At 56.0% G+C, this 15,957-nt stretch carries 17 protein-coding genes and 1 riboswitch; of the genes, 11 read left to right on the forward strand and 6 right to left on the reverse strand.

What is annotated here, in order from left to right:
* Nucleotides 1–32: 32 nt before the first annotated feature.
* Genes INT22_RS04675 through edd form a run of 4 tightly spaced genes read right to left on the reverse strand, consistent with a single transcriptional unit; the run spans nt 33 to nt 4,773 of the window.
* Nucleotides 33–992, reverse strand: coding sequence for a carbohydrate kinase family protein (locus INT22_RS04675; protein WP_193067768.1), 960 nt, complete (start codon nt 990–992; stop codon nt 33–35).
* Nucleotides 993–1,032: 40 nt separating this feature from the next.
* A complete protein-coding gene (locus INT22_RS04680) occupies nt 1,033–1,902 on the reverse strand; it encodes an aldo/keto reductase (protein WP_193067769.1) in 870 nt (289 codons plus the stop codon).
* 16 nt (nt 1,903–1,918) lie between these two features.
* Nucleotides 1,919–2,884, reverse strand: a complete 966-nt coding sequence (glk, locus tag INT22_RS04685; protein WP_193060245.1) for a glucokinase — start codon at nt 2,882–2,884, stop codon at nt 1,919–1,921.
* A complete protein-coding gene (edd, locus tag INT22_RS04690; RefSeq protein ID WP_089037972.1) occupies nt 2,884–4,773 on the reverse strand; it encodes a phosphogluconate dehydratase in 1,890 nt (629 codons plus the stop codon). Before edd ends, glk begins: the two co-directional genes overlap by 1 nt.
* 293 nt (nt 4,774–5,066) lie before the next feature.
* Here edd and cobT point away from each other — a divergent pair, with 293 nt between their 5' ends.
* From cobT to INT22_RS04745, 11 genes are all read left to right on the forward strand, one after another.
* Nucleotides 5,067–6,116, forward strand: coding sequence for a nicotinate-nucleotide--dimethylbenzimidazole phosphoribosyltransferase (gene cobT, locus INT22_RS04695; RefSeq protein ID WP_193067770.1), 1,050 nt, complete (start codon nt 5,067–5,069; stop codon nt 6,114–6,116).
* An 11-nt stretch (nt 6,117–6,127) separates the two neighbouring features.
* Complete coding sequence (gene cbiB / locus INT22_RS04700) at nt 6,128–7,135, forward strand: adenosylcobinamide-phosphate synthase CbiB (RefSeq protein ID WP_226912410.1); 1,008 nt, start codon at nt 6,128–6,130, stop codon at nt 7,133–7,135.
* Entirely contained in the window at nt 7,132–8,247 is a 1,116-nt protein-coding gene (cobD, locus tag INT22_RS04705) for a threonine-phosphate decarboxylase CobD (RefSeq protein WP_193067772.1), read from the forward strand. Before cbiB ends, cobD begins: the two co-directional genes overlap by 4 nt.
* Nucleotides 8,231–8,764, forward strand: coding sequence for a bifunctional adenosylcobinamide kinase/adenosylcobinamide-phosphate guanylyltransferase (locus INT22_RS04710; RefSeq protein WP_193067773.1), 534 nt, complete (start codon nt 8,231–8,233; stop codon nt 8,762–8,764). The genes cobD and INT22_RS04710 overlap by 17 nt, the downstream gene beginning before the upstream one ends.
* A complete protein-coding gene (gene cobS, locus INT22_RS04715) occupies nt 8,761–9,537 on the forward strand; it encodes an adenosylcobinamide-GDP ribazoletransferase (RefSeq protein WP_193067774.1) in 777 nt (258 codons plus the stop codon). The genes INT22_RS04710 and cobS overlap by 4 nt, the downstream gene beginning before the upstream one ends.
* Nucleotides 9,474–10,127 (forward strand): histidine phosphatase family protein, encoded by a 654-nt coding sequence (locus tag INT22_RS04720; protein ID WP_193067775.1) that lies wholly within the window; start codon nt 9,474–9,476, stop codon nt 10,125–10,127. Before cobS ends, INT22_RS04720 begins: the two co-directional genes overlap by 64 nt.
* Nucleotides 10,079–10,510, forward strand: coding sequence for a bifunctional adenosylcobinamide kinase/adenosylcobinamide-phosphate guanylyltransferase (locus INT22_RS04725; protein ID WP_193067776.1), 432 nt, complete (start codon nt 10,079–10,081; stop codon nt 10,508–10,510). Before INT22_RS04720 ends, INT22_RS04725 begins: the two co-directional genes overlap by 49 nt.
* A 33-nt stretch (nt 10,511–10,543) precedes the next feature.
* A riboswitch (cobalamin riboswitch) is annotated at nt 10,544–10,772 on the forward strand.
* A gap of 139 nt (nt 10,773–10,911) precedes the next feature.
* Entirely contained in the window at nt 10,912–12,714 is a 1,803-nt protein-coding gene (locus tag INT22_RS04730; protein WP_193067777.1) for a TonB-dependent receptor domain-containing protein, read from the forward strand.
* Nucleotides 12,704–13,669, forward strand: coding sequence for a cobalamin-binding protein (locus INT22_RS04735; RefSeq protein ID WP_193067778.1), 966 nt, complete (start codon nt 12,704–12,706; stop codon nt 13,667–13,669). Before INT22_RS04730 ends, INT22_RS04735 begins: the two co-directional genes overlap by 11 nt.
* Nucleotides 13,670–14,665: a FecCD family ABC transporter permease gene (locus INT22_RS04740; RefSeq protein WP_193067779.1), complete on the forward strand. Its 996-nt coding sequence runs from the start codon at nt 13,670–13,672 to the stop codon at nt 14,663–14,665.
* A complete protein-coding gene (locus tag INT22_RS04745; RefSeq protein ID WP_193067780.1) occupies nt 14,665–15,435 on the forward strand; it encodes an ABC transporter ATP-binding protein in 771 nt (256 codons plus the stop codon). Before INT22_RS04740 ends, INT22_RS04745 begins: the two co-directional genes overlap by 1 nt.
* A 42-nt stretch (nt 15,436–15,477) precedes the next feature.
* Here the strand turns inward: INT22_RS04745 and INT22_RS22030 are convergent, their stop codons facing one another.
* Together INT22_RS22030 and INT22_RS22035 are read right to left on the reverse strand one after the other, a co-directional pair.
* On the reverse strand, nt 15,478–15,750 hold the full coding sequence (locus INT22_RS22030) for an EamA family transporter (protein WP_446718931.1): 273 nt from the start codon (nt 15,748–15,750) through the stop codon (nt 15,478–15,480).
* Nucleotides 15,687–15,926 carry an EamA family transporter gene (locus tag INT22_RS22035; RefSeq protein WP_446718932.1) on the reverse strand — a complete coding sequence of 80 codons (240 nt, stop codon included), beginning with the start codon at nt 15,924–15,926 and terminating at the stop codon, nt 15,687–15,689. Before INT22_RS22035 ends, INT22_RS22030 begins: the two co-directional genes overlap by 64 nt.
* Nucleotides 15,927–15,957 lie beyond the last annotated feature (31 nt).

Consider the following 15,957-nt stretch of genomic DNA (forward strand, 5'->3'; position numbering starts at 1 on the left):
GGCGACTCCCCTTCCTACTCGATCTACAGACGTTACGTATTTCTTAGCGCTTCAATATCACTATGGGTCGGCAGTGCAGCGTAGGCGCCTGGACGTGTTACTGCGTGAGCACCACAGCGGCAGGCAATATCCACCGCGCGGGTTAGAAAGTCACTGTCCTGGTACCAGTTCTCATCAATTCCGTGCCGTGAAAGCTCAGCCAGCAGGCCGCCAATAAACGCATCACCGCCAGCGGTGGTGTCAACAGCGGTCACTTTAGGTGGTGTGATGGTGTGGTCAAGGCCAACACCTTTCAGCACCACCTTGTTAGGGCCGTCGGTGATTAAAATTACTTTTACCCCGGCGGCTAGCCGCTGAGATAGCCACGCTTCCTGAGAATGCCCGCCACGAAGATAATCAAGCTCATCGAGTGAGACTTTAACGAGATCGGCGCTATCCAATAGCTCGGTTACTAGCCATAGGTCGGCTGACCCTTCGGTCCACAGATTATGGCGGAGGTTGGCATCCACGCTGACTAAACAGCCTGCGCGCTTTGCCATAGCGGCAATCGCTAAGGTGGTGTCGGCAATCTCAGGGTCAGTCAAACTGTTGCTGCATAAGTGAACAATCGCCGGTTGTTCAAACACGCCGTGGGGCAGGTGCTCTAAGCGATAAAGCAGGTCGGCCGCCGGTGGGCGATAAAAATCAAACGTGCGCTCGCCGCTGCTGTCCCGGGAAACAAACGCCAGCGCGGTGCGTGCCTCTTTGGTCAACACCACACCCTGAGTATCTACGCCATGGCTTTTCAGCTCACGAATCAGGAAGTGGCCAAACGTATCGTCACCCACCATGCCTAAAAACTGGCTGGGTACGTTAAGCCGGGCACAGGCAACCGCGACGTTAGCAGGTGCGCCGCCCGCGTAAGGCGTGAAGGTTTCTTGGCCAGTATCATCGCCTAAGCGGCTGGACAACATATCAACCAAGGCTTCACCGAAAGCAATCACCGGCGTCATAAGTCATTCCTTGTCATTATATTATTAATTGATGAAGGGGTTACGCGACGCAGTGGCCTCGCGCGGCCTCTAACAGCTCGTACCATGTCTCTCTTGAGAGCGTCTCAGGACCGTCGAGCATGTCAGCAATACGCTCAGGCTTCACACTGCCCACAACGGGAATCGGCCGACTAGGCAGTGACCGCAGCCAAGCCAGCGATAACGCGTTAGAGGTGCCGTTTTGCTCTCGAGCTACGCGGTTAAGAACGTTACCGACGTCGCCTTGCATTAGTGTGCCGCCCGCTAGTGGTGACCAGGCCATCGGCCAATGGCCGTCGGCGCATAGATCATCAAAGCTGCCATCAAACAGGGGGGCGTTATGGCTAATGGAAAGTTCGATTTGGTTGGCACGTAAAGGGTGGTGCATGGCGTTTTGCAGCCTACGCCACTGACTTGGCAAATGGTTAGAAATGCCCGCAGCGCCAATTTTGCCTGCATCGATAGCATCATCAAGGGCACGGCCAGTTGCTTCTGCGTTCATTAATAAGTCAGGGCGATGAATTAAAAAGTGATCTAGCCGCTCGACGCCAAGGCGGTTAAGTGCATTGTCGATGGCGCGGCTTAGATAATCCGGGCTGGCGTTGTAGTGTTTCACCTTGCCAGAGCCGTGGGCTGGGTTATCGTTGGCGATGCTCGCTTTGGTCACCACCTTAAGCCGTTTTGACAGTCCGGGGCGCGTGTTTAGCGCGTGACCAAACAGCGTCTCACACGCACCGTTCCCGTAAATGTCGGCATGGTCGAACCAGTGCAACCCCTGCTCGATACGGGCTTCGATCCAGTCGGAGAGATAGCTCGCCTGGTGCATCTCTGGTGCTTCATGCAGGCGCATCATGCCGAGAACAAAAGGCACATCGAAGGTGTGAGCAGGCATGGACATTCCTAATAAGTTAAAAGACTTCTTCGTTATGCAGCGCTTCGGCGGCGCCGAGCAGCCCTGTCCACGGGTGAGTAACAATCCACACGGGAATATCGGCGTTATACGCGCCCATCCGGCCTTTGTTCGCAAAGCTATCACGCAGTTCGGATTTGGGTAGCCACTCCAGTAGGCGCGGTAAAATCCCGCCGCATAGATAAACGCCGCCTCTTGCGCCCATTGTTAGGGTCGCGTCGCCGCATACATCACCGAGGATTTTCAAAAAGCGCAGTAGGCTTGCGGTGGCGATAGAGTCACCTTGATTGGCGGCTTGGGTAACCTCGGCTGGCGTCGTGCAGCTAGGTGTTTGCTCGTTCAGAGCACAATGGGCCTGGTACAGTTCCAATAAGCCCTGGCCGCATAAAATACGTTCTACGCTGACCCGTTGGTAGCGCTGTAGAAAAACATCCAGCAGCGCTCGCTCGGTGCTGTCAGTGGGGGCGAACGTGACGTGGCCGCCCTCGGTGGGAAGCGGTATCCAGGCGTGTTGGCCGGGAAAAACGCCAGCAACGCCCAGACCTGTACCGGGGCCAATCACCAAGCGGGTAGAGTGAGACTGAGCCACACCTGCTTGCACTTCCACCAGGTTGTCGGTGTCCACATGGGGTACGCCCAGAGCCTGTGCGGTAAAATCATTAATCACTTTAAACAGCGATAGGTTCAGCGTCTGCTGAACATCGCTTTTCATAAAATCCCAGTGATTATTGGTCATCTTGACCCGCTCGGCGTGGACCGGGCAGGCAAACGCCAAGCAGGCTTCCACCGGTGCATTTTCACCCGTGGCGCCCACGCGCTCCAGGTAGTCCTGAATCGCGTCGATAACCCCAGGGTAGTCCGCGCAGGGAAGATTAATAATATCGTGGGGCGTCACCTCACCTGGCGTGACGAGCGCTAGGCGGGCATTGGTACCGCCAATATCACCAATTAAGGCCGGTCGCATTAGGCATCCTCTTGAAGAATCTGGCCCTGTTGGCGAGCGAGATCATCGGCTTCAAAGCCGCCCAGCGAGCCTGCGCCTTCTTCACCACGCATGGCCAGGTGGCGAAAGCCGCTAAACAGTTCGCGGCCTAGGCCAACGTGGTAGTGATCCAAATTCGCCACTACGCGCTCACGATCGGCCCAGGTAGCCGCCTCTACTTTGGCTTCCAGCGTACCTGCGTTGGCGTCCAGACGCACAATGTCGCCGTCGCGCAGTTTCGATAGCGGGCCACCGTCCAGTGCTTCTGGGCTGATATGAATCGCAGCGGGCACTTTACCTGACGCGCCAGACATACGGCCATCAGTCACCAGTGCCACTTTGAAGCCACGGTCCTGCAGTACGCCCAGGAACGGCGTCAGTTTGTGAAGTTCCGGCATGCCATTGGCTTTTGGCCCCTGGAAGCGCACCACAACGATGACATCGCGATCTAAGTCGCCGGATTCAAACGCAGCCTTCATTTCGTTCTGGTCGGCGAAGATTTTCACCGGTGCTTCTACTACACGATGTTCGTCGGCAACGGCGGATACTTTGATCACGCCGCGTCCCAGGTTGCCTTTCATTACGGTTAGGCCGCCAGTCGCTGCGAAGGGGGTAGCGACTGGGCGTAAAACGTTTTCATCTAAGCTGCTTTCTGGACCTTCACGCCAAACCACTTTGCCATTTTCCAGGAAGGGCTCTTGTGTGTAGGCCGTCAGGTCGGTGCCGAACACCGTCGGGATATCGCCGTGCAGTAAGCCAGCGCCCAGCAGTTCGCGGAACAGGTAACTCATGCCGCCTGCCGCCTGGAAGTGGTTAATGTCTGCTTGGCCGTTAGGGTATACCTGCATCAGGCTGGGCGTTACGGCGGAGAGATCTGTGAAGTCGTCCCAGTTCAGCGTAATACCCGACGCAGCGGCCATGGCAATCAAATGCATCGTATGGTTGGTTGAACCGCCAGATGCCAATAAACCTACCACCGCGTTGACGATGGCGCGTTCATCGATCTGCTTATAGAAAGGGCGGTAGTCGCCGCCAGGTTCAGTGTTGCGAATAGCCTGTTCGGTCGCGTAGCGGGTCAGGGCTTCGCGCATTTCCGTGCCTGGATTCACAAACGAGGTGCCTGGCAGGTGAAGCCCCATCACTTCCATCATCAGTTGGTTTGAGTTGGCAGTGCCGTAGAAGGTGCAGGTGCCTGGGCTGTGATAGGAGTCAGACTCCGCTTGCAGCAGCTCTTCGCGGCCCACTTTGCCTTCTGCGTATAGCTGACGGATGCGCGCTTTCTCTTTGTTCGGCAGGCCGCTGGGCATTGGGCCAGCGGGTACGAACATGGCAGGCAGGTGACCAAAGCGTGCCGCTGCGATAAACAGACCAGGGATAATCTTGTCGCACACGCCCAGATAAAGGGCAGCATCAAACATGTTGTGTGAAAGCCCAACCGCAGCAGCCATCGCAATCACGTCGCGGGAAAACAGCGACAGTTCCATGCCCGGTTGCCCTTGGGTAACCCCATCACACATGGCAGGAACACCACCGGCAAACTGGGCGGTTGAGCCCATGGCGCTAGCAGCGGCTTTGATGGTTTCCGGAAAGGTTTCAAACGGCTGGTGGGCCGACAGCATATCGTTGTAAGAAGAAATGATCCCCAAGTTGGCGCTATTCATTAGCTTCAGGGAGTCTTTCTCTTGGGGGCTACACGCGGCAAAGCCGTGGGCCAGGTTACCGCAGGATAGCTCTGCACGGTGCACACCACGCTTATGCTGGTCCGCCATGCGTTGCTCATAGAGAGCACGCCGCTCAGCAGAGCGCTCACGAATGCGTTGGGTAACCTCAGCAACGGTAGGATTTAAAGTAGCGGGTGTTGAGCTCGGCATAGAGACCTCTGCATGGTAGAGACGGTGAGTCAAGTTTGTAGTTATTTTACATCTTTTTGTGTCGATATAAGAGACTTTACGGCAATAAAAACCATATTTGTAGTTTTATTACCCCTGATTGATAGCAACTATCGTCGTAAATGATGATGTTTTTATGAACATTACAGCTAACAGGGCAATCCGTCCCCGGAAGGGGGTGTTGCGTGTTGAAGCAGCTTAAAGCGCAAGTATAGCAGCCGCGCTTTTGCTACCATCTGGCGCAAAATGAATTCGATTGCTGCCCTGGAGCTGCTATGCATCCCATCGTTAACCAAGTCACGCCACTTGATAGTCACACTGGCGCATTAACGCTTCGCTATATTGATACGCTCACTAAGCCGCCGGGCAGCCTCGGCCAGTTAGAGGCATTGGCCGTTACGCTTAGTGAGATCACTGGTGAATGTCAGCCAAGCATCACGCCACCGGCGATCATTGTTTTTGCTGCTGATCACGGGGTTGCTGAAGAGGGCGTGTCGGCCTTTCCACAAGAAGTGACGGCGCAAATGGTGGCTAATTTTGCCCATGGCGGGGCGGCGATCAATGTCTTTGCCAGACAAATTGGTGCCCAGATTGAGGTTGTGGATGTTGGTGTTGCGTCACCGCTAGCAATGCCTGGCGTGATTGATGCCAAAGTGCGCGCGGGCACCGCCAATATGGTGCTTGAAGATGCCATGAGCCGTGACGAAGCGCTGGCTGCGTTACAGGTAGGCTGCGAAGCCGTTGAGCGAGCCGTTCAGGCGGGCGCGAAATGCATTATTGCTGGTGAAATGGGTATTGCTAATACCACGGCAAGCAGCGCTATGCTGGCGGCGCTAACCGGTAAGCCAGTGGCCCAGCTGGTGGGCGCTGGCACCGGTATTAACAGCGCCCAGCAGGCCCATAAAGTAGCGGTGATCGAGCGGGCGCTAAAGGCACGCCAAGTCAATGCCGAAGACCCCATGGAGGTGCTAACCAAGCTCGGCGGGTTAGAGATCGCTGCCATGACAGGGGCTTATTTGGCCTCGGCGGCAAACCGATTGCCTGCCATTGTGGATGGCTTTATTGCTACGGTAGCCGCCCTGACGGCCTGCCGTTTATGTCCGGCGGTACGTGGTTATTTGATTTTTGGGCATCGCTCTGAAGAGCCCGGCCATGCCACGGCTCTTGAGGCACTTGATGCGTCGCCGCTGTTAGCCTTGGGAATGCGCCTGGGAGAAGGCAGTGGCGCGGCATTGGCGTTTCCTATATTGCAGGCCGCCGCCGCGATGCTCAGTGAGATGGCTACTTTTGCCGATGCGGGTATTCACGATAATAGTGCGCCATGACTGGGGGCGTCATGTATGGCGGGATCGTTATTGTTGCACTGGCGATTGTCATCGACTTAGTCGTTGGTGACCCGCGTTCGTTGCCGCACCCAGTGGTCATCATTGGGCGTGCCATCAGCGCACTTGAGCAGCGCTGGAACCAAGGAAGTGACAAGCGCCGTCGACTCCTGGGTTTTTTACTCACCGCCAGCATTGTGCTGGGCACGTTTAGCCTCGCTTGGCTGAGTTTGGAGCTACTGACTTGGGTGCACCCTTGGCTTGGGCTAGCTGCTGAGCTTTGGTTGCTGGCGACAACGCTGGCCATAAAAGGCTTGGCGGAAGCGGGGCGCGCCATTGCCGTGCCGCTGGCTAACGGTGATTTAGTATCGGCGCGAAAGGCACTTTCTATGGTGGTGGGGCGTGATACCGATCAACTGGATGAAGCGGAAATTACCCGAGGAGCGGTGGAAACCATTGCAGAAAATACGGTGGATGGCATCACCTCGCCGCTATTCTTCGCGTTTATCGGCGGTGCGCCGCTGGCGCTGGCTTATAAAGCGATCAACACGCTGGACTCCATGGTGGGCTATCAAAACGAACGCTATAGCGACTTTGGTTATGCCTCGGCGAAGCTTGATGATATAGCTAACTGGCTGCCCGCCAGGCTGACCGCGCTATGCTTGTGGGCCGCCGGTGTTCTGATCAGTTGGCAATCATCGGCGCACTATTGGCGTCGGGCCATGTTGGCCACCTGCCGCGAAGCGCCCCGCCACCCAAGCCCTAATGCGGGGTGGCCAGAAGCCATGGTCGCGAACCTGCTGGGTGTGCAGTTGGGCGGCACCAATGTTTATCAGGGCGCGGTTTCTCATCGAGCAACTCTTGGCTCGCCACTGGAAACGCTGACGTGTTCGCATATCAACGCCACCATTAAATTAATGCACGGTGCTTGGCTGCTGTTTTTCTTGTTAATGGCCGTGTTGATGAGTGTATTAACGGGCGTATTAATGGGGTCGGCAGGCGCGGGGATTTCATGGCTATGAGTTGTCAAACCACTGTTCACGAGGCGGCTGATTGGCCAAGCCATGGTGGCCAGGCCGCAGCGCTGCTGAAGCGTTTTGGGCTACCTGCCGATCATGTGATTGACGATGTAAGCGCTAACCTTAACCCGCTTGGGCCGCCCGAGTGGCTGGCAAGCTGGTTGGTAACACGGCTTGGTGGGCTTAGCCGCTATCCCTCGCCGGACTACGCCTCAGCCCGGCAGGCCATTGCGGCGCACAACGGTGTTCAACCCGCGCAAGTACTGCTGACCAATGGTGGGGCAGAGGCGATTTTTCTTGCCGCTGCGCTGCATGCCGGTGGCCGAGCCTTATTACTGGCTCCCAGCTTTGGTGAATATGCCAGAGCCTGTTCTGCCCACCGTATTGAAATGACCGAGCATGTATTGCGCGAGCCGCATTTCGCTTGTGATATGGCCGACTTGCTAGAGAACGCAGCAAACGCCGACGTGGTGTTTCTGTGTCGTCCGAATAACCCAACTGGCACGCTGATACCCATCGATGCAGTAGAGAGACTGCTAGCGCATACGCAGGCTACCGGAACCCAAGTGGTAGTCGACGAAGCATTTATCGATCTATCAATAGACGTCGAGGCGCTGACGCCGCTGCTTAAGCGTTACTGTCATTTAGTGCTGCTACGCTCAATGACCAAGTTTTATACCTTGCCTGGATTGCGCCTAGGCTACGTGCTGGCTGCGGAAAACATAGTAGCCACCATGAGCCGCCATCAACCGCCCTGGAGTGTGAACCATTTTGCCGCTGAGCTGGTGGCACCGCTGTTAGCGGATAGCGAGTTTGCACGGCTCACCCAGCAGTGGCTGGCCAGTGAGCAGCCACGTCTGGGCAAGGCGTTGCAGGCGCTAGGGCTTGAGGTGGTGCCCAGTCACAGCTGCTTTTTCCTTGTGCGGCCAGGTGTTTTACAGCGTGAACGCGGCGTGACTAGCGCAGATCTGTTTGAACGCATGCTTTATAAAGGGCTATTGGCGAGGCATACCCACAGCTTTAAAGGGCTTGAGGGCAGTTGGTTACGCTTGGCACTGCGTGATGAGTCGGCAAATAACCGCTTGCTAAAGGTGCTGCATGATTGTCTTTGTTAGTGGGGGCGCTCGCTCTGGAAAAAGCCAAGTAGCGGAGCAGCGTGTGCTCAGCGCGGCGGGTGGCGCCAGCTGCTATTACATTGCCACCGCCAATGTTTACGACGCCGAAATGGCCGACCGGGTATCGCGCCACCAGGCACGCCGGGAAGGCCAATGGGTGACGCTAGAGGCGCCCCTGGCGATTGACCAAGCGATTGCCCAAGTGCCCGATCACCACGCGGTGCTACTCGATTGTTTAACTCTCTGGGCAGGGCAAGTGCTGTTTGGCGCTGAGCCAAATGAAGAATTCAGTGATGAGCAAGGTCTAGCGCTGCTGGCTCGCTGCCTGCGTGATGCACAAGCACGGGGGCTAACACTGGTGATTGTATCGAACGATCTTAACGAAGAGCTGATTCCTGATCAGCCGGCTACCTGGCGCTACGTTGAGTTTATCCAGTGCTTACACCGCTGGTTAGCGGCGGAAGCTGACTCAGTGCTTGAAGTCATCGCTGGTTGTGCCATGGAGTGGAAACGATGAAAAATGCGCTGTTCGGCCTAATACTCGCGCTGCAGTTTCTAACCCGAATTCCGCTTCCTATTGCCTGTCCATGGACACCTGCCACCCGTCGCTGGGCAATTCGCGCTTATCCGTTGGTAGGGTTATTAATTGGCAGCGTGCTGGCGTTAAGCGCGCTGCTATTAAGTTTCATAGCGTCACCTGCGCCAATCACTGCGTTGCTACTGCTAAGCCTATGGGTAGCGCTTTCGGGTGGTTTGCATCTTGATGGCGTAATGGACCTTGCCGATGCGTTAGGCAGTAACCAACCCCTTGAGCGGCGTTGGGAAATCATGAAAGACGCCCAGATAGGCAGTTTCGGCATCCTGGCATTACTGTTTTTGCTGGCCTGGAAGGGCGTATTGCTTTGGGCACTGTTGGCTTATCAGGCACCGCTGTGGTGGCTGGTGGCCGTGCCTGCATTGGGTCGATTGGCTGGTGTCGCACTGCTGATTTTTACTCCCTGCGCTCACGGCAAGGGGCTCGCATGGAGCTGGCAGCAGTCGCTAAGTGCCCGTGATGTTGGCTATGCCTTGCTGCCGTTGGTGCTGCTTGGCGCGGTGTCCCCTGCATGGTTTGCCTGGGGATTGATTATCATCGTGTGGGTAGCAATCGCCAGAAGGGCACTGCTGCGGCTATTTAACGGCATCAATGGCGATATGGTAGGTGCCACCATTGAAGGAGGAGAGCTTTGGCTACTGGTCTTAATGTGGAGTTGGTGGCAGTTCGCCACGGTATCACCGCCTGGAATTTAGAGCGCCGCTACCAGGGGCAGCGCGATATTCCGCTGCTATTTCCTGATGCAGAAGCGGGGCTGCTGGCACTGCGTGACGCATTGGCAGAAGAGTGCTTTGACGCTGTTTATTCAAGCGATTTAAACCGCTGTCAGCAAACCCTTGAGTGGTCGCAGGCGGCAAAGCCGGATGTGCCGCTGTATCTAGAACCACGATTACGGGAGCTGGATTTTGGTGACTACGAAGGCAAAGTTTACGATGAACTAAAAGATTTACCCCATTATCGCGCTTGGATTGACAGCGTGGGTGAGCTGCAAATTCCAGGCGGCGAATCTTCTGGCCAGCTACGTGAGCGTTTAAATGCTTGGCTTGAAGAGGTGGCGGCGCACGCCCGCGAACATCATTATCAAAAAGTGCTGGTTGTTACCCACGGCGGGGTAATACGCGAGTTGCGGCGTCGTTTCGAAACCATTGGCTTTTGGGAAGGCATCGTTCATCAAGCACAAGGACGGCGTTGGAAACTGACGTATCTAAAACGTGAAGATGGCAAAGGAGAGTGGCAATGCAGCTGTTCATCGGCGGTGCCTGCGCAGGTAAGCGCGATGTTGTAAAAGCACGCTTTCCCAGCGCTGTTTGGTGGCGGCTTTCTCCAGGGCAGCGTTTACACGAAGCGACCCACATCATGCAGCCTAATGTGCCGCTCGTTCTGTACGGTGTGTTTGAGTGGTTAGCGGCAGTGCTGCACTCGGACATGAGCAGCGATGCGTCGCGTGCTCAGTGGCGGGGAGATCTGGAAAGCTTGGCCACTGCCGCACAAACCCATGGCGTGACGCTGGTGGTCATTATGAATGAGTTAGGGCGGGGAATCGTCCCCATAGCCCGAGACCAGCGTCGCCTGCGCGATTTAAGCGGCTGGTTTAGCCAAGACGCTGCCGCCCAATCCGAGCAGGTCTGGCATGTACGGCATGGACTCGTGCAGGCGCTTAAAGCCTAATCGGTTAAATTGACCAGCCCCTAACAAGTTGCTAGTTTACGCGCACTCTCAGGTGCTGATGGCCATTATCGCCATCAGTTAAACGGGAAGTTGGTGAATACTTACGTGAATCCAACGCTGCCCCCGCAACGGTGATCGAGATAAGAACGGCTAAAGATGCCACTGTGCTAACGCATGGGAAGGTGGTCGTTCGGAAAGGCATGATGCTGTTATCCGCTTTTCGCTCGTCAGCCCGGAGACCGGCCTAAGAGGCATGGTTCTAAAGAACCACAACATGCCGAGACGCGGAGGGCGTGCTCAGGGTGATATCGCTAGCTTAGGCTGCCGATCCCCCCATCATCCCTCTGCTCGGTCAAAAAAATACGCTGTGCGGGTGAGCACAGTGAGCAAGGGATCTCCTCATGTCTTACCGTTTTCATTCCACCGCCACGCTGGCGGCGTTTGCGATGGCCGCATTGCCCATGGCCGTTCAAGCCCAATCTAACGCACAGCCTGCTGCGAATACATTAAACCCCGTTGTTGTTACCGCCGCACTTGCTCCACGTACTGCCAATGAAAGCCTGTCCTCGGTTACCGTGCTGGACGAAGCAACGTTACGCCGCCAAGATCCGGTAAGCATTACCGACCTGTTGCGCGGCCAGCCCGGGGTGGATGTTTCCACGAACGGCAGCTTTGGTAAAAACAGCAGCGTTTTTATTCGCGGCAGCGGTAGCGGCCAAAATGTCCTGTTGATTGACGGGATTCGTCTTCGTTCTGCCACCAGTGGTGGGGCTGCCTGGCAGCATCTGGAGCCGCGCATGTTTGATCGCGCCGAAATTGTGCGTGGTCCGCGTGGCAGCCTATATGGTGCCGATGCGATTGGCGGCGTTATTCAGTTGTTTACCCCCCAAGGCGAAGAAGAGGGTCCGCAACCGCGTATTTCTGTCGGTGGTGGTTCGTTTAATACCCAGCGCCTGAGTACCGGTATTAGCGGCAAAGAGGGCGGCACCCGCTATAGCTTTTCCGCTAGCCACTTCACCACGGATGGTCAACCGATTCGACGCGATGGCGACGATAAGGGCTATGACAACACCACGGCGTTAGCGCGGGTGTCCCACACCTTTGAAAGTGGTGCAGAAGCGGGCGTGTTGGCGCTTCGTGCCCGTGGTCATAACGAATACGATGGCGGTGAAAACGATTTCGTTCAGCAGGTGGCGGGTGTCTACGGTGAGCTGCCGATAACCGATAACTGGCGCAGCCGTTTAACACTCAGCGAATCTCGTGATGAAAGCGATAACATCAATAGCTTTGGTGACTCAGTGTTTAACACCAAGGTGAGTACCGCGCGCTGGGAGAATACCTTCACAGCGGGTGTCCATGAGCTGATTGCAGGCGCTGAATACAGCGAAGATCGTGTTAATAGCACTACGGCGTACGATGAAACTAGCCGTAGCAACGCGGCGGTATTTACCCAAGCTTTGCTCGATTTTGCGCCGTTTACTCTGCAAGCCAGCTTGCGCTTTGATGACAATGAAGCTTACGGCGAAGAAGTCACCGGCAGCGTAGGCGTGGGCTATGACCTAGACGTCCACCACACCTTACGTGCCAACTACGGTACAGCCTTTAACGCACCCACTTACAACCAGCTCTACTACCCAGGCTTTGGTAATCCCGACTTAGAGTCTGAAACGTCGCAAAGCATCGAGGTCGGTGTGCGCGGTCAGTATGCCCACTGGTTCTGGGATGCGGCACTCTATCAAACCGATATCGACAACTTGATTGCTGGTCAGGGGTTGCTGTTTAACGTACCCGAAACCCGTATTCGTGGAGCTGAGCTGGCTGCAGGCGTCGAGCTCGACTATTGGACGCTAGCCGCTGCGCTGACCTACACCGACCCTGAAAACCGCCTAACCGGTAAACGCCTGCAAAACCGTGCCTCACAAAGTCTTCGCTTAGACGTAGACCGTGAACTTGGCGACTGGTCGGTAGGTGGGTCCTGGATTGCTCAAAACCACCGTTATCGTGATGCGCAGAATCAAGACCGCTTAAGCGGTTACGGGCTGGTTAACCTACGTGCAGGTTGGCAGTTTGCCCCGCTATGGAGTGCGCGAGTAACGTTGGAAAACGCGTTGGATCAAGATTACATTACAACGCGCTCGTTTGATGGTGCCGACTATCTTAACGCAGGCCGTGCAGGATTCTTAAGCGTTCACTATGGCCAATAAAACAGCGAATCAGACATTGTTTAAACATCGCGGGGCCACTGGCCCCGCACTGTTGTTAAGCCGGCTCATACTAATCTTATCGATGCTCAGTGGTGTGGTTGCAAACGTCGTATTGGCAGATGACCATAGCCGCTGCGCGGTGGATGATCGTGAGCGTGAAGTGTGTCTATACACGCCAGCTCAACGTATTGCCACGCTCTCGCCAGGGGCAACGGAGCTGACCTATGCTGCGGGTGCCGGCGATCAGGTGGTGGCGGTGGTTAGCTACAGTGATTATCCGCCAGAGGCCAAAGAGGTTGCGTCTGTTGGCAGCCATACGCGTATTGATTTAGAAGCCCTGGTCGGGTTAGCGCCAGACCTAGTGATCGGCTGGGTAACCGGGAACCCCGCTGAACAATTGGAAACCCTTGAAGCGCTGGGTATGCCGGTGTTCTATATTGAGCCTAGGAATTTTGAGGGAGTGGCCAGCGCAATTGAGCGCCTGGCGAGGCTGGCTGGCACTGAAAGCGACGGTCAGGCGGTCGCTGATAATTTCAGATCGAGGATGGCAGAGCTGGCCGCTCGATATCGTGATCGGGAGCCGGTGCGTACCTTCTATCAAGTGTGGGATGAGCCGTTAATGAGTGTCAATGACGCACATCTTATCGGTCAGGTGATCGAGATCTGTGGCGGTGAAAATGTGTTTGGTGAGCAGGCGCGCTTAGTGCCACGTATTGATGATGAGGCTGTCCTGGCGGAAAACCCTGAAGCGATTGTTGCCGGCGGCATGGGTGAAGAGAATCGCCATTGGCTGACCCACTGGGAGCAGTACTCAAACGTAACGGCGGTTGCCGATGATAATCTCTTTTTTGTACCGCCTTCTTTAATTCAGCGGCCTACTCCACGCTTGATGGAAGGCAGCCAAATTCTCTGCGAGAATCTTGATATCGCCCGACAAAAACGCGAGCGCCATTAAATGTTAGCACGATTGGGCTTCCCGCTAGGCCTGTTGCTGCTGGCGGCACTGGCTTCGCTGATTATCGCCCTTGGCATTGGCAGTGCGCAGCTTTCCCCAGCGCAAATTTGGCAAGTGGTTCTCGGTCATCTTGGTTATATCGGCCAGGACGAGGGCAATGCGCTTGCGCGCACTATGGTGCTGGAGCTGCGCTTGCCAAGGGCGCTTTCGGCTTTTGCTGTCGGTGGTTTGTTGGCGGTGGCGGGTGCTCTGATGCAAGTGCTGCTGCGTAATCCTCTTGCAGACCCTTATGTGCTCGGGCTTTCCGGCGGCGCCTCAATTGGTGCACTTGCTGCCATGCTAGGTGGTCTTGGTGGATTGGCAATTTCAGGTTCGGCATTTGGCGGTGCGCTATTTTCGACGTTCTTAGTCTTTGGTTTGGCCCACGGCAGTGGTAGTTGGACACCTTCACGGTTACTGCTAACCGGCGTAGTGGTTGCGGCAGGTTGGGGCGCGGTGATCACCCTGATGTTGGCATTAAGCCCTGCTGAGCGGTTGCCGGGCATGCTGTATTGGCTAATGGGCGATCTTTCTTACGCGCGTGCTCCCTGGCCGCCGCTGCTGCTGTTACTGGCTACTTGCGTGGTACTGATGCCCCTTGGACGCAGCTTAAATGTGCTGGCCCGTGGCCCGCAGCAAGCTGCTGCGCTGGGCGTTGCCGTCCGGCCACTTGAGTGGTGCATCTATATTGTCGCCAGTTTGTTAACCGCCGCGGCTGTTACTACGGCGGGCAGCATCGGCTTTGTCGGCTTGGTAGTGCCACATATGCTGCGTCTATTGCTGGGTAATGATCAGCGGTTAATCTTACCGGCCTGTGCTCTGGCTGGGGGCACCTTACTGGTGCTGGCCGATACACTGGCGCGCACGATGATTGCTCCGGAACAGCTGCCGGTAGGAGTGATTACCGCGCTATTAGGTGTACCGACGTTCCTCTTTCTGCTTTACCGGAGCCGCTGATGAGCCGTTTGGTTACCCAAGACCTGATCATCAACGTACCGGGAAGAGACGATGGCACGGCGCTGAATATTGCCATCGAACCAGGGCAGGTATGGGGCGTGCTCGGCCCCAACGGAGCAGGTAAAACGACGCTGCTGCACACCTTGGCGGGGCTTAACACGCCGCGTTCCGGGCAAGTGATATTGGGAGGGCAGTCGCTTGAGACACTGCGCAGGCGGCAAGTTGCGCAAATGTTGGGAATTGTCTTCCAGGAACGCTTGGATGGTTTTCCCGCGACCGTGCTGGAAACCGCACTGATTGGTCGCCACCCCTATCTATCGCTGTGGCAAATGGAGGGAGCAGATGACTACGCCCAAGCCGAAGCAGCGCTTGAACGGTTAGACGTTGCGCACCTGCGCGACCGTTTGGTGAGTACGCTTTCTGGCGGTGAGCGCCAGCGTGTGGCGATGGCCACAGTACTGACCCAGGCCCCCAGCATCTGGCTGGCTGACGAACCCACCAACCACCTCGACCTACACCACCAAAGCGTAGTAATGGCGCTGATGGCCCAGCAGGCAGCCCAGGGCAGCGCGGTGATGATGTGCCTGCACGATTTAAATCTAGCCGCCCGCTGGTGTGATCACCTTTTGCTGCTTTACCCCAGTGGCGAGGCTTGCTGGGGAGCGCGAGACAGCATGCTGGTGCCCAGTGCATTAGAACGCCTTTACCAGCAGCGGCTGGCGGTGGTCGAGGTTGAAGGGGCACCGGTATTCGTGCCCATAAAAGAGTGATGACAAGCTTAGCTAGCTCAACAGTTAGCGCTCGCTGCTACGTTAGCGGGCATCTAATAAGGGGGCTGGTTTTTGCTGTCGCTGGTTTGGTTGACGCTGGCGGGACATCAGAAACAGGCCTGCGCCCACCAAAACACCGCCAATCACTTCATGCCATGCCGGGTGTTGTCCGATCAATATAAATGCAACCAGGGCGGCAAACAGTGGGCACAGAAACAAGAAGCCGCTTGTATGTACGGAGCCGCCAATCTTTAACGCCGCAAACCAAAGCCCGATAGCTCCAGTCGATGCGGGAATTGCCAGCCACATAAACATTCCCCAGTGGTAAGCATCCGTCGGCAGGAAAAAGGTTGTTTGCTGAATGCAGCTATCACCATAAGCAGCAGGGAGCCAATCAACATCTGCCAGAAAGTGACTATCCAGGGTGAGAGCGTCATGGCAAATTTCTTGCTTAACACGGTAGAACAGGCCCAGCAGGTAGATGCCAGCATCACAAATACTGATCTTACCCAGCAACAGTGG

Origin of the sequence: Halomonas sp. 3D7M (assembly GCF_014897885.1) — a bacterium.
Taxonomy (GTDB): domain Bacteria; phylum Pseudomonadota; class Gammaproteobacteria; order Pseudomonadales; family Halomonadaceae; genus Vreelandella.

Coding starts and splice junctions, on each gene's coding strand:
- cbiB (WP_226912410.1), top strand. CDS start 6,128: ATGTATGGCGGGATCGTTATTGTTGCACTGGCGATTGTCATCGACTTA.
- INT22_RS04740 (WP_193067779.1), top strand. CDS start 13,670: ATGTTAGCACGATTGGGCTTCCCGCTAGGCCTGTTGCTGCTGGCGGCA.
- INT22_RS04730 (WP_193067777.1), top strand. CDS start 10,912: ATGTCTTACCGTTTTCATTCCACCGCCACGCTGGCGGCGTTTGCGATG.
- INT22_RS04725 (WP_193067776.1), top strand. CDS start 10,079: ATGCAGCTGTTCATCGGCGGTGCCTGCGCAGGTAAGCGCGATGTTGTA.
- INT22_RS04735 (WP_193067778.1), top strand. CDS start 12,704: ATGGCCAATAAAACAGCGAATCAGACATTGTTTAAACATCGCGGGGCC.
- cobT (WP_193067770.1), top strand. CDS start 5,067: ATGCATCCCATCGTTAACCAAGTCACGCCACTTGATAGTCACACTGGC.
- cobD (WP_193067772.1), top strand. CDS start 7,132: ATGAGTTGTCAAACCACTGTTCACGAGGCGGCTGATTGGCCAAGCCAT.
- glk (WP_193060245.1), bottom strand. CDS start 2,884: ATGCGACCGGCCTTAATTGGTGATATTGGCGGTACCAATGCCCGCCTA.
- INT22_RS04680 (WP_193067769.1), bottom strand. CDS start 1,902: ATGCCTGCTCACACCTTCGATGTGCCTTTTGTTCTCGGCATGATGCGC.
- INT22_RS22035 (WP_446718932.1), bottom strand. CDS start 15,926: ATGCTGGCATCTACCTGCTGGGCCTGTTCTACCGTGTTAAGCAAGAAA.
- INT22_RS04675 (WP_193067768.1), bottom strand. CDS start 992: ATGACGCCGGTGATTGCTTTCGGTGAAGCCTTGGTTGATATGTTGTCC.
- INT22_RS04710 (WP_193067773.1), top strand. CDS start 8,231: ATGATTGTCTTTGTTAGTGGGGGCGCTCGCTCTGGAAAAAGCCAAGTA.
- INT22_RS04745 (WP_193067780.1), top strand. CDS start 14,665: ATGAGCCGTTTGGTTACCCAAGACCTGATCATCAACGTACCGGGAAGA.
- INT22_RS22030 (WP_446718931.1), bottom strand. CDS start 15,750: ATGTTTATGTGGCTGGCAATTCCCGCATCGACTGGAGCTATCGGGCTT.
- cobS (WP_193067774.1), top strand. CDS start 8,761: ATGAAAAATGCGCTGTTCGGCCTAATACTCGCGCTGCAGTTTCTAACC.
- edd (WP_089037972.1), bottom strand. CDS start 4,773: ATGCCGAGCTCAACACCCGCTACTTTAAATCCTACCGTTGCTGAGGTT.